Source organism: Dactylosporangium sp. NBC_01737 (genome assembly GCF_035963215.1).
GTDB lineage: Bacteria > Actinomycetota > Actinomycetes > Mycobacteriales > Micromonosporaceae > Dactylosporangium.
In genome coordinates, this window is the sequence record NZ_CP109153.1 from 8,337,574 (window position 1) to 8,350,112 (window position 12,539).

Here is a 12,539-nt window from a genome sequence, read left to right on the forward strand (position 1 = left end):
AGCCGGACCGCTGTTGCGGACCTTGACCCGGCGCCTTCCGCTCACCGGCCGCGAGGCCACCGGCATCAGCGTCGACGGCGACACCGCCCACGTCAGCGACTGGCGGGCGAGATTTGCTGCGGGGCAACAGTTTCCCCGCTTGAATTGTCGGGAATCGGCGCTTGGTAGCTATTAGTAGTTGATCAGTAACCCTGCGTGTTCGAGCGTAGTAGCCTGACTGCGCGACACCGACTGCCGACCTTGGCCGTTCGTGCGGACCGGGGGCTCAGCCACCCCCGCATGCAGCACCGGGGGTGCTGCGCGCGGCCCAATTCGGCGGGTCGCGCACCGGACGGACACCCGCACGGTCTGCGTCCCGTGTCGCACCAGACCATTCCCGGCGCCAGACCGGTCCGGCCTGCCCGGACCAAAGGGGGAAACGATGGCGACCAGTCAAGGCATGAACCAGTCCGACGACGCGATGCGTCCGAACACCGGCGGGATGCGGGGCGGCGCGATGAGCACCCACATGTCCGCCAACGGATCAGGTAAGGAACCCAAGGGCCCGGGCGCCACGATGGGCGGCGGCACGCGACCGGCGAGCGCCGGTGGTGGCGGCGGCGGGACCGGCCCGGGCGGCCCGCTGCTGGAGATCGGGCGGTCCAACCGTCGGACGTGTGCGGCGCAGGACGTGCACCGGCAACGCCTCACCGACGACCCGTCGTACCGCACGGCTCGCGCGTCCATCGAGAACGCGACCCGCGCGCGGATCAGCCAGCGCGGGGCGTACTCGAGGTTCAGCGGCGTCGCGCGCATTCCCGTGGTGGTGCACGTCGTGCACAACACCGGCGACCAGAACGTGTCCATGGCGCAGATCCAGAGTCAGATCGACGTGCTCAACCGGGACTTCCGCGCGACCAACACCGACGTCTCCTCGGTGCCGTCGGTCTTCGGCAACCTGGTTGCCGATGCCCGCATCGAGTTCCACCTCGCCACCACCGACCCCAGCGGCAACCCGACCGACGGCGTGACCCGTACCCAGACGTCCCGGGCGAACTTCGGCACCGACGACGCCATCAAGTCGGCGGCGACCGGCGGCGCGGATCCATGGCCGACCGACCGGTACCTCAACATCTGGACGGGCCAGCTGAGCGGCGGGCTGCTCGGGTACGCCCAGTTCCCCGGCGGGCCGCCCGAGACCGACGGGGTCGTGATTCTGCACAGCGCGTTCGGGACGACCGGCACCGCGACGCCGCCGTTCCACCTCGGCCGCACGACGACGCACGAGATCGGCCACTTCCTCAACCTCTTCCACATCTGGGGTGACGACGGCGACGGGTGTGGCGGGTCGGACGAGGTCGACGACACCCCGAACCAGGGCGGGCCCAACTACGGCACGCCCGCGTTCCCGAAGTTGAGCTGTAACAACGCGCCCAACGGCGACCTGTTCGTGAACTACATGGACTACGTCGACGACCCGGCGATGGTGATGTTCACCCAGGGCCAGGCGGCCCGGATGGAGGCCTGCCTGGACACCGTGCGCGCCACGCTGGCCAGCCAGGGGTCCCAGCCGGTGCCGGCCGGCCCGGTGGTGTCGTGGTCGTCGGACCGCATCGACGCGTTCGTGCTCGGCACCGACCGCGCGGTCTATCACAAGTGGTGGGACGGCGCGGCCTGGGGGCCGTCGGTGACCGGCTACGAGTACATGGGTGGGATCTGTATGAGCGAACCCGAGGTGGTCGCCTGGGGCCCGAACCGGCTCGACGCGTTCGTGCTCGGCACCGACCGCGCCGTCTACCACAAATGGTGGGACGGTTCGCAGTGGGGCCCGTCGGTGGACGGCTACGAGTACATGGGCGGGGTGTGCCTGAGCCCGCCGCGGGCGGCGTCATGGGGCCCGGACCGGCTGGACCTCTTCGTGCTCGGCACCGACAGCGCGGTCTACCACAAGTGGTGGGACGGCTCCCAGTGGGGCCCGTCGATCGACGGCTACGAGCACCTGGGCGGGATCTGCTCCAGCCCGCCGGAGGTGGTCGCCTGGGGGCCGAACCGGCTGGACCTCTTCGTGCGCGGCACCGACAACGCGATCTACCACAAGTGGTGGGACGGTGCCCAGTGGGGCCCGTCGACCACCGGCTACGAGTACATGGGCGGCGTCTGCGCCAGCCCGCCGACGGCCGTGGCGTGGGGCGAGAACCGCCTCGACCTGTTCGTCATCGGCACCGACCACGCGCTGTACCACAAGTGGTGGGACGGCTCGCAGTGGGGACCGTCGCTGACCGACTGGGAGTACATGGGCGGCGTGTGCACCAGCGCGCCGACGGTCGTGTCGTGGGGGCCGGACCGCCTCGACGTGTTCGTCACGGGCACCGACAGCGCGCTGTACCACAAGTGGTGGGACGGCTCGCAGTGGGGACCGTCGGTCACCGAGTGGGAGCACATGGGCGGCGTGTGCGTCGGCCAGCCGCGGGCCACCGCCTGGGCGGAGAACCGCCTCGACGTGTTCGTCACCGGTAGCGACAGCGCGCTGTACCACAAGTGGTGGGACGGCTCGAAGTGGAGCCCCTCCGTCGACGGCTACGAGTACATGGGCGGCGTCATCAGCGGCTTCCGGTCCACGGCGCCGGACGACATCTCCGAACTGTCCAACCTCGCGTCGCGTCCCTGACCCCGATAGGAGTGGCCCCATGTCCGCACCTGATGACCTGGCGAGGCGCTGGGGCCACTCCTTCGAGGAGGACCACGACGACGTCCGCGTCTACCGCCCGGCCGACCACCCGTTCCCGCCCGCGCGTGGCCGGGACGGTCTCGACCTGCGCCCCGACGGCACCTACGTCGACATCGGCGTCGGCCGCGGCGACGCCGGCTCGGCGCGCCCCGGCACCTGGCGCGCCGACGGCGGCCGGCTCCGGCTGACCCCCGACGCCGGCGGGGAACGCTCGGTGCAGATCGTGCTCGTCGCCCCGGACCGCCTCGAACTGCGGCCGGGAGGTGCGTCGTGACCACGGCCGTCCACACCTGCACGGTGCTTCCGGTGGAGCAGTTCGTCCGGGGCGCCCGCACGGCGCGGTGGGTGCAGCTGGGCGGGACGGTCGTGACCTGGCCGTCGCAGCCCGCCGGGGTCACCGGCCTCGCGCTGGTCACCCAGGTCGGAAGGGCCTTCCAGGACGCGCACGGTGCCGTCCCCGTCATCCTCGACCGCGGACGGCACCTGATCGTCGACGCCGGCCAGGTGCCCGGCCCGATCCCCGAGCAGACCTGCTGCTGGCGGATCGAACCGGTGCCGGTCGACACCGTCGTGGTCGACCGCCCGGCGCCGGCCCGCCGGGCCGCACCCGACCGCCGGGTCGCGGACCTGCTCGACCACCTGGCCGCCGACCGGTGGGAGACGGACCTGCGGCGGCTCGTCGCCCACGGCACCCGGCACTCGACCGGCCCGGGGTACGCCGCCGCGGCCCGCTGGTGCCACGACCGGTTCGCCTCCCTCGGCTACGCCACGACGTCGGCACCGATCACCGTCGGCGCCGCCGGCACCAGCACCAACGTGATCGCCGACCGGCTCGGCACCGGCCCGGCCCCACGCCCGGTCGTGCTGGTGACCGCCCACCTCGACTCGATCAACCTCACCGGCGGCCCGTCGGCACCGGCGCCGGGCGCCGACGACAACGGCAGCGGCGCCGCCGGGGTCCTGGAACTGGCCCGGGTCCTGGCGAGCCGCGCCTGGCCGCACGACCTCCGGCTGATCCTCTTCGGCGGCGAGGAGGAGGGCCTGCACGGCAGCCTGCAATACGTCGCCGGCCTGCCCGCGCCGGAGCACGGCCGGATCCGCGCGGTGCTGAACCTTGACGTGGCGGGTACCCGCAACACTGCCGAGCTGGCGGTCCTGCTGGAGGGCGCCCCGCCGTTCCGTCAGCTCGTCGACAGCGTCGCCACGGCCGCGGCGACCCACCCCACGCCTGGGACGGCACGGCCTGGCAACCGGCGACCTCCGGCTACACTGCCCTCGGCAAGCCCACCTGACGCCGGCCGTCGGCTCCGCGGACGACCGGGAAGCGGCCCGCCAGCCCCGTGCCTGGCGGGCCGCTGCAACACCTGCGGGCTACGGCGAGACGATGGCCTGCCAGCCGGGGGCCTCGTCCCAGATGCTGCCCGACTCCGTCAGGCACTCCTGGATGTCAATGTACTCGGTGGTGCTGACGGGGTAGTTGAAGCTGAAGTACGTGTAGCTGGAGTTGTTCCCGTCCGTGTCGGACACGAACTCGTCCCGGGTGAAGACGCTGTCGTTGTACCAGGTCTTGATCTTCAGGCACGCGCCGTGGCCGTCAGTGGCCGTGTCGCGGATGTAGCCGGTGACGTAGACGCGGCTGCCGCTGATGTACGCGTTGCCCTGTGCGTGTGCGCCGACGATGTCGGACGCCGAGTAGTTGTTGCCCTTCCAGGCGCCCACCGGGGTCACCGCGCTCGCCGGGGTGGCGGCGACGGCGACGGCGCTGATCGCCACGACCGCCACGGCGATGACACGGCTGCCCCAGCTTCCCGTCAAGATCTCCCTGTACGACCTACCCGCTCCCATGATCTTCGTACCTCCCGTGACTAGGGTGTCCCGACCGGCGCGGACCTGGCGCCGCTGGTTGGGACCACCGTGGCAGGCCCGGGTTGGGCAGACCCTGCAGGAACCTGGAATCCGCTGGTCACGAACCGTCGAGGCGGCGGAGCTTGGCGCGCAGCTGATCGGTTTCGGACGGGCTCTGCTCGCCGAGCCGGTCCAGCGCCCGCTGCCAGGCGTCGCGGGCCGCCGCGAGGTCACCGGTGGCGTGGTGGCTGTCCCCGAGGTGCTCCAGGGTCTCGGCCTCCCCGTACTGCTCGCCGGTGCGGCGGTAGAGGGCGAGCGCGTGCCGGAAGCAGTCGATCGCCCGGTCGTGGTGGCCGAGCTGCTGATGCGCGTAGCCGAGGCTGTCCCAGGTCTTCGCCGCTCCCGTGCGGTTGTCCAGGGCCTCGTGCAGGGTCAGCGCCCGCTGGCAGTAGCTGATGGCCTGCTCGTGGTCGCCGGCCTGGGCGTGGTCCCACCCGACCGCGTTGAGGGCCTTCGCCTGACCGACCTTGTGGCCGGCGGCCTGGAACAGCGCCAGTGCCCGCTCGTCGTGCCGCAGCGCGCCGCGCTGCTGGCCCTGCCACTCGCTGACCCAGCCGAGGAACAGGCACGTGTACGCCTGGCCGACCTGGTCACCCAACGCACCGAACAGGTCGAAGGCGCGCTGCAGGTGGGCCGTGGCGTCCTCCGGCCGGCCGGTGTGGTTGCAGGCCAGGGCCAGGTCGCGGTGCGCGTGGGCCTGTCCGACCAGGTCCTGCGCCCGCTCCGCGGCCGCCAGCGCGACCCGCTGGGTGGCGGTGAGATCCTGCCAGCGTGCGCCGCGGCTGAGGAACGTGGCGGCGGCCCACGCCAGCCGCCACGCGTGGCCGTCGTAGCCGGCCTCCGCGGCCTGGTCGACGGCGGCCAGCAGCACGGACTGTTCGGCGACGAACCACTCCAGCGCCTCGGCCTGACCGGCGAACGGTTCGGCGGTGACGCCGGGCTGTGCGGGTGCGAGGCTGATCGGATCCCGGTGGGGTTCGATCAGCAGGGCGGCGGCGTACGCGGTGTGCAGGTAGTGATCGAGCACCCGGTGCAGCGCGTCCCGCCGGTCGTCGTCGGACTGGACGAGCTCGGTGGCGTACGTGCGCAGCAGGTCGTGCAGGCCGTACCGGCCGGGAGTGAGCATGGTGGCCACGTTCGCCCGGACCAGATCCTCCAGCAGCGACCGCGCCCGGCCGCCCGCCAGCCCGGCAAGGCTCGCGACGGCCGGGGCGGTGACCGTCGGGCCGGGATGCAGGCCCAGCAACCGGAACACCCGGGCGGCGTCGGCGTCGAGGGCCCGGTAGGACCAGGAGAACACCGCGCGCAGATCGGCGCTGGGGTCGCCGCCGGCGAACCCGTCCAGGTTCCCGCGGTTGTCGGCGAGGTCGTCGGCCAGCGCCGCGAGCGGCACGGCGGGGTTCGTGGCGGCCCGGGCCGCCACGATGGACAGCGCCAGCGGCAGCCCCGCGCATGCGGCGACGATCCGGTCCACCGACGGCCGGTCCGCCGCCACCGGCTGCGACCTGAGCCTGCGGGCCAGCAGGTCGCTCGCCTCCGCGGCGGTGAGCACCTGCAGCACCAGCGGTTGCGCACCTTCGGTGGCGACCAGCCCGGGCAGCTGGTTGCGGCTGGTCACCACGACCGCGCAGCCCGCCGATCCGGGCAGCAACGGACGCACATGGTCGGCGTCGTAGGCGTTGTCCAGCACGATCAGCATGCGCTTGCCGGCGACCAGGCTGCGGTACAGCGCGGTCTGGGCGCTCAGGTCGGAGGGGATGGCGGACGGCGCCGGGGCGAGCGCCTCCAGCAGCGAACGGATCGCCGTGGCGGGTGACTGGCGCCGGCCGGACTGGCTGAACCCGTGCAGGTTCAGGTACAGCTGCCCGTCGGGAAACCGGTGCAGGTTGTCGTGCGCCCACCGCAGCGCGAGCCACGTCTTGCCGATGCCACCGGTACCGGCGATCGTCGCGATCGGCACGGTGTGCTCGGTGCCGGGCCGCTGACCGAGCACCTCCGTCAGCCGGGCCAGCGCCCGGCTCCGGCCGACGAACAGCCGCGGTGGCGCCGGCAGCTGCCGTGGTACCGGCGGGGCCGCCGCCTCCGGCTCGGGCGCGGCGGTGGCGGGCGCTGGGAGTACCGCCTCCTCGGTCAGGATCCGCTGATGGAGCTCCCGCAGGGCGGGACCGGGGTCGGCGCCGAGCTCCTCGACCAGGACCCGCCGCGCCTGCTCGTAGTGGGCCAGCGCGTCGGCCTGCCGGCCGGACCGGTACAGGGCCAGCATGAGCTGACCGGCCAGGCGCTCGTCGAGCGGGTACGCCCGCGCGTGCGCCGACAATCCGGGCAGCACCTCGGCGTGGCGTCCTCGGCGCAGGGCGACGTCGTTGCGGTCCAGCTCCACCGCGAACCGGTGCTGGCCCAACTGGTCACGCAGCGCGCCCAGCCACGGGGTGTCCAGACCGGCGAACGCCTCGCCGCGCCACAACGCGAGCGCCTCGTCGAACAGCGCGAGCGCGTCGTCGTCGTCCGCCGTGCGCGCGGTCATGGCCAGCCGGTGGAACCGCACGACGTCGACGGCGGACGGGTCGACGGCAAGCACGTACCCGCCGCTTCGCCGGTGCAGGCCGGCCTCGCCGGTGACGGACAGCGCCCGGCGGAGGCGGGACAGGTAGCTGTACAGCGTCTCGCGGGCCCGCTGGGGAGGACGGTCCCCCCAGATCCGCTCCAGCAGCTGGCCGACCGGCACGACGGTGTTCACGTCGGCCAGCAGGACCGCGAGCACGGACTGCTGCCGGGCGTGACCGAGCTCGACCGGCCGGCCGGCGATGTCCGCCTCGAGCGTGCCGAGCAGGCGGAACTGCACCGTCAACACCGGACCCCCCGTGCGTATCGGCCGGCGCCCCAGCGGGACGCACAGCCGGTCCGGCAATAGTACCGAGTCGATGCCTGAACCCTCGTTCGGTTCGGCGCCGGTCAGCCGCGGGCGCGGGTGAGCCGGACGAGGAGGCCGGCGGCGAGGGCGGCGCCGGCGGCGGCCAGGTATGCGGTGGCGTGGGTCGGCGGGGCGATCGCCAGCAGCACGGCGATGCCGACGGCGGTGCCGATCTGGGCGGCGGCGTTGAGCAGGCCGCCGACGAGCCCGGCGGTGGTGCCGGCGGTGTCGGCGGTCGCGCACGTGGTCGAGGCGACCGACGCGAGGCCGAGGCCCAGCCCGGACACCGTGAGACCGGCAAGGAACAGCGGCAGCGACCGGTGCCAGACGCCGGCGGCCTCGACGGTCATGGCCGCGGCGATGACGGCGAGCCCCGTGGCCATCGCGCCGGGCAGGCCGACGCGCCGGATCGCCGCCGCCGCTGTGGTGGAGGAGACCACGACGCCGGCGCTGAACAGCAGGAAGCCGGTGCCGGACGCGGCGGCCGACAGGCCCAGGCCGTGCTGCAGGAACAGCGAGCCCAGGACGCCGGCGCCGCTCGTGGTGGCGGTGAGGACCACCGCGACCATGGTGCCGAGGCGGAACGGGCGGGCCGACCACACGGCGGCCGGCACCAGGGGCGCCGGTGAGCGGCGTTGGACCACGACGAACGCGGAGCCGGCCAGGGGCGCGAGCGCCAGCGGTACCAGGGCGAACGGGTCGAGGAAGCCGTGGTCCTGTGCGCGGGTGAAGCCCAGGATGACCAGGACCACGGCGGTCGTGCTGAGCACGATGCCCGGCAGGTCGAGCCGGTTTCCCGCCGGGCGGGTGCGGGGCGGGCCGGAGCGCACGACCAGTGGTGTCACGACAGCGGCCAGGAGCGCGACCGGGCCGATGGCGGCGAACAGCCACCGCCAGCCGGCGGCCTGGGTGATGAGGCCGCCGATGACGAACCCGGACGCGCCGCCGGCGGCACCGGCCATCGTCCACAGCCCCAGGGCGCGGTTGCGGCGCGGGCCGGGCGGCACGGCGTCCAGGAGGATGGCGAGGGCCGCCGGGACCGCCACCGCCGCGCCGAGGCCCTGCGCGGCGCGCCCGGCGAGCAGGACGGCGCCGCTGCCGGCGAGCGCGCACAGCAGCGAGCCGCCGGCGACGAGGGCGCTGCCGAGCATGAACGTGGTGCGCCGGCCGGCGAGGTCGGCGGCGCGACCGCCGGGGACCAGGAACCCGCCGAACGCGAGGGCGTAGATCCCGGCCACCCAGGACAGGGTCGCGTCGCCGAGGCCGAGGTCGTGCTGGATCATCGGCAGCGCCACGATGAGGACGGTCACGCCGACGACGTCGACGAACTGCGCGGTGCAGGCGAGCGCCACCACCGCGGTGGCGCGGCGGTGCTGCACGGCGGTGTCGGCTGCCATCGGATCAGTGCGTACCCGCGTGGGCGGGGCTCGAACCGTGCCGCCGGTAGGGCAGGCCGTTGAGCAGGATGTGGCCGACCTCGCCGCCGGGCTCGCCGCGGACGGCCCCGACGCTGACCCGGCGGCTGCCCGCGTGGGTGCGCCACGGCGGGCGGGCGTGCTCGTCGGCGGTGGTCGCCCAGACGTCGGTGGCGACCGGGTCGAGGACCAGCTCGCGGCCCTCGGTGTGCAGCCGGATCCCGTCGTCGCCGGAGCGGATGTGCAGGGCGGCGCCGCTGGCGGGCCGCTCGTAGCGGCCGTCGGGCGGCGGGGTCCGCTGTGGTTGCGGGGTCTCGTGGTGCCGTGACCAGTCGCCGGGGCCGACCCCGAGGATCTGCTCGATGACGCGGTACCGGGCGTCGCGCAGCTCGTCGCCGCGGTTGTCGGCCCAGACCAGGCCGACGCCGGCCGCGGGCACGCACACGAGCTTGCACCACATGCCGTCGTAGAAGCCTTCGTGGCCGAAACGCACCTCCTCGCCGTCGCGGGGGCCGAGGTAGAGGCCGAGCCCGTAGCGCAGGTCGACGTCGAGCCGGACGTCGGCGTGCGGCCGCCGCTGCCGCAGGGCCGCGGCGCCGCCGGCGAGGTGCATCGCGCCGAACCGGGCCATGTCCTGCACCGTCGACCAGCACTGCGACGACGGCGCGTGCTTCGCCGCCACCCACGGCTGGTGACCGACCCGGAGCGCGCCGGCGGGGTGGTGCTGCAGCAGCGGGTACGTCATGGCGACCGCCGGGTCGTGGGTGGTGCGGTGCATGCCCAGCGGTCTCGTCACCCGGTCCTGGAAGAGCGTGGCGAACGCAACGCCGGCGCGGGTCTCCAGCACGTGCCCGGCGACGATGAACCCGAGGTTGCTGTAGGAGTACACCTGCCCGGGCCGGCCGACCAGCGGGGTGCGGGGTGGCTCGCCGGTGGCCGCCGCCGCGATCGCCTCCGGGTCGCGGCCGCAGTGCTCATGGCTGACCGCGTCGGGGATGAAGCCGGCCCGGTGGCTGAGCAGGTGCCGCAGGGTCACGTCGCCGGTGCCGGACCCGCCACGCAGCCGGAACCGCGGCAGCGTCTCCACGACCGGCTGGTCCAGGTCGACGACGCCGTCCTCGGCGAGCATCGTGGCGAGGGTACCGGTGAGGCTCTTGGCCACCGAGTAGACCCGGAACAGCGTGTCGGGGCGCATCGCCGCGCCGGGCTCCTCGGCGCTGCGCACCCCGCGCGCGACCGTCTGTTGTGGACCGTCGAGGTCGAACGTGGCGACCGCGACGCCGGGCACCTGATGCCGGGCGCGGAACTCGTCGAGGGCGGCGGCGAGGCCGGTCATTGCAGGACCTCCTTGCAGATCGCGTCGGCCATGTGCTCGACCTGCCAGTCCTGCATCGCCGGGTAGATCGGCAGGTTCACCAGCTCGTTGAACCAGATCCGCTCGGCGACCGGGGCCTGGCCCAGCTCGCCGCCGAGGGCCCGCCACTCGGGCAGCAGGTGCAGCGGGAAGTACCGCAGGATGATCTCGATGCCGTGCTGGTGGTGCAGCCGGCGGATCAGCGCGTCGCGGGCGCCCGGTCCGGCGCCGTCGAGCCGGAACGTGTACAGGTGGTAGGAGTGCTCGCGGCCGGGCAGGTCGCCGTGGACGCGCACCCCCGGCAGCGCGCCGAGCCGTTCGTTGAGGTAGCCGGCGAGCTGCCGCCGGCGGGCGACGAAGGCCGGCAGCTTCGCGAGCTGGGTGCGGCCGACCGCGGCGGCGGGTTCGCTCATGATGGCGTTGCTGCCCCCGCACCGCACGGCGGTGCAGTCGTGCGTGTACGCGTTCTTCGCGTGCCGCTCGGGGTCGCCGGGCTGCGGTGCCGCGTAGGCGCCGAAGCCGGCGGTGGTGCGGCGCGGGGTGAAGTCGGCGTCGGGTTCGATGGAGCCGATCCGGCGCAGGGTGTCGTGCCAGCCGGGCCGGGCGGTGGTCAGCATCCCGCCCTGCCCCATCGTGGACATGTTCTTCAGGCTGTGGAAGCTCCAGCAGCCGATGTCGCCGACGGTACCGACGGGCCGGCCCTGGTACCGGGTGCCGAGCGCGTGCGCGCAGTCCTCGACGAGGGCCACGCCGCCGGCGTCGGTGACGGCGCGCAGCGCGTCGAGGTCGGCGGCGAGCCCGCCGTAGTGGGTGACGTAGACCGCGCGGGTGCGCGGGCCGATCAGCCGGTGCACGCTGCGCGGGTCGAGGGCGAGGCTGTCCGGTTCGATGTCGGCGAAGCGCACGGTGACCTGCCGGCCCAGCAGCGCGGTGACGGTTGCCTGGAAGGTCAGCGGCGAGGCGATCACCTCGTCGCCGGGTTGCAGGTCCAGCAGGTGGGTGGCGAGGTCCAGGGCCATGGTGCAGCTGGTGACCGACACGGCGTAGGGCGCGCCGGTGGCGCGGGCGAACTCGGTCTCGAACGCGGCGCGTTCCACGCCGGAGGACAGGTGCCGGTCGGAGCGCAGCAGCGTGGTGACGGCGGCGATGTCGTCGTCGTCGAAGATGCTGCCCTGCCCGTGGTACGGCACGACGAAGTCGTTCATGCTCAGCTCCTAAGCGGCGGTCGGGCGGTGGAACACGGCGGGCATGCTCGGCAGCTCCGGGTGCTCGCCCAGGGCCGCGGCGAGCGCGGCGACGCCGGCCTCGAGGGACACCCGCGGCCGGTAGCCCAGCGCCCGCAGTTTGTCGATGTCGGCGACGTGGCGGTAGCTGTCGTCGAGGACCTCGTCGTCGCAGCGCAGGTCGGCGGGGCGGCCGGTGACGGCGCCGATGACGTCGGCGAGCTCGCGCAGCGACGTCTCCGAGCCGGTACCGAGGTTGTAGACCTCACCGGGGGTGCCGCGTTCGGCGATGGTCAGCAGCCCTTCGACGAGGTCGTCGACGTGGGCGAAGTCGCGGGTCTTGCGCTCGGCGTCGCCGACGGCGGGGATCGGCCGGCCGTTGAGGTGCCACCGGACGAACTGCGAGACCTCGCCGCCGGCGCGGCGCGGGTCCTCGCCCGGGCCGTAGATGGTGAAGGCGCGGCCGATGACCGCGGGCAGCCCGAAGGACTCGAACATGCTCTGCGCCACGTGCTCGCCGGCCAGCTTCGACGCCGCGTACGGCAGGAACGGCCGCAGCGGGTGGTCCTCCGGCATCGGGGTGGACTCGGGCCGGCCGTACACCATGGCGGAGGACAGGTACACGAACCGCCGCGGCGGCAGCTCCAGCAGCGCCTCGCACAGGTTGAACGTGCCTTCGGCGTTGGTCTCGAAGTCGAAGCGGGGACGGTCGACGGACAGCGTGCCGCTGGCGTTGCCGGCGAGGTGGAACACGACGTCGGCCGGGGCGAGCGCGGCCCGCACCGCCTGCGGGTCGCGCAGGTCGGCAATGCGGTGCTCGACCCCGTCCGGCAGCGCGGCGGGCGGCGGGCAGACGTCCAGGACGGTGACGGCGACGCCGCGTGCGGCCAGCGCGCCGACGAGGTGCGAGCCGACGAAGCCGAAGCCGCCGGTGACGATGGCGCGGGCGCCGGGACGCAGCGGCGCGGGGGTGGAGGACACGGCGGATGACACGGCGGATGACACGGTCGATGACATGGTTGGC

At 73.8% G+C, this 12,539-nt stretch carries 9 protein-coding genes and 1 pseudogene; 3 read left to right on the plus strand and 7 right to left on the minus strand.

Annotated features, from left to right (window positions below; genetic code table 11):
• The first annotated feature begins 421 nt into the window (after positions 1–421).
• The gene (locus OHA72_RS37715; protein WP_327000843.1) at positions 422–2,647 is read left to right on the plus strand and encodes a DUF8189 domain-containing protein; all 2,226 of its coding nucleotides are present in this window, start codon (positions 422–424) and stop codon (positions 2,645–2,647) included.
• 19 nt (positions 2,648–2,666) lie between these two features.
• Positions 2,667–2,981 (plus strand): hypothetical protein, encoded by a 315-nt coding sequence (locus OHA72_RS37720; protein WP_327000844.1) that lies wholly within the window; start codon positions 2,667–2,669, stop codon positions 2,979–2,981.
• A gap of 487 nt (positions 2,982–3,468) precedes the next feature.
• Here OHA72_RS37720 and OHA72_RS37725 read toward each other — a convergent pair whose 3' ends face one another.
• Positions 3,469–3,606, minus strand: a complete 138-nt coding sequence (locus tag OHA72_RS37725) for a hypothetical protein (RefSeq protein WP_327000845.1) — start codon at positions 3,604–3,606, stop codon at positions 3,469–3,471.
• Here OHA72_RS37725 and OHA72_RS65065 point away from each other — a divergent pair.
• Positions 3,575–3,865: pseudogene (locus OHA72_RS65065) on the plus strand (M28 family metallopeptidase); the annotation flags it as partial. The gene OHA72_RS37725 and the pseudogene OHA72_RS65065 overlap by 32 nt on opposite strands.
• 213 nt (positions 3,866–4,078) lie before the next feature.
• Here OHA72_RS65065 and OHA72_RS37730 read toward each other — a convergent pair.
• The 6 genes from OHA72_RS37730 to OHA72_RS37755 form a co-directional block, all read right to left on the minus strand.
• Positions 4,079–4,522 carry a hypothetical protein gene (locus tag OHA72_RS37730; protein WP_327000846.1) on the minus strand — a complete coding sequence of 148 codons (444 nt, stop codon included), beginning with the start codon at positions 4,520–4,522 and terminating at the stop codon, positions 4,079–4,081.
• A gap of 148 nt (positions 4,523–4,670) precedes the next feature.
• Positions 4,671–7,463 (minus strand): AfsR/SARP family transcriptional regulator, encoded by a 2,793-nt coding sequence (locus OHA72_RS37735; protein WP_327000847.1) that lies wholly within the window; start codon positions 7,461–7,463, stop codon positions 4,671–4,673.
• Positions 7,464–7,564: 101 nt separating this feature from the next.
• The gene (locus tag OHA72_RS37740) at positions 7,565–8,920 is read right to left on the minus strand and encodes an MFS transporter (protein WP_327000848.1); all 1,356 of its coding nucleotides are present in this window, start codon (positions 8,918–8,920) and stop codon (positions 7,565–7,567) included.
• 4 nt (positions 8,921–8,924) lie between these two features.
• Positions 8,925–10,274, minus strand: coding sequence for a serine hydrolase domain-containing protein (locus tag OHA72_RS37745; protein WP_327000849.1), 1,350 nt, complete (start codon positions 10,272–10,274; stop codon positions 8,925–8,927).
• Entirely contained in the window at positions 10,271–11,497 is a 1,227-nt protein-coding gene (locus OHA72_RS37750; RefSeq protein ID WP_327000850.1) for a DegT/DnrJ/EryC1/StrS family aminotransferase, read from the minus strand. The genes OHA72_RS37745 and OHA72_RS37750 overlap by 4 nt, the downstream gene beginning before the upstream one ends.
• 9 nt (positions 11,498–11,506) lie before the next feature.
• Entirely contained in the window at positions 11,507–12,532 is a 1,026-nt protein-coding gene (locus OHA72_RS37755) for an NAD-dependent epimerase/dehydratase family protein (RefSeq protein WP_327000851.1), read from the minus strand.
• Positions 12,533–12,539 lie beyond the last annotated feature (7 nt).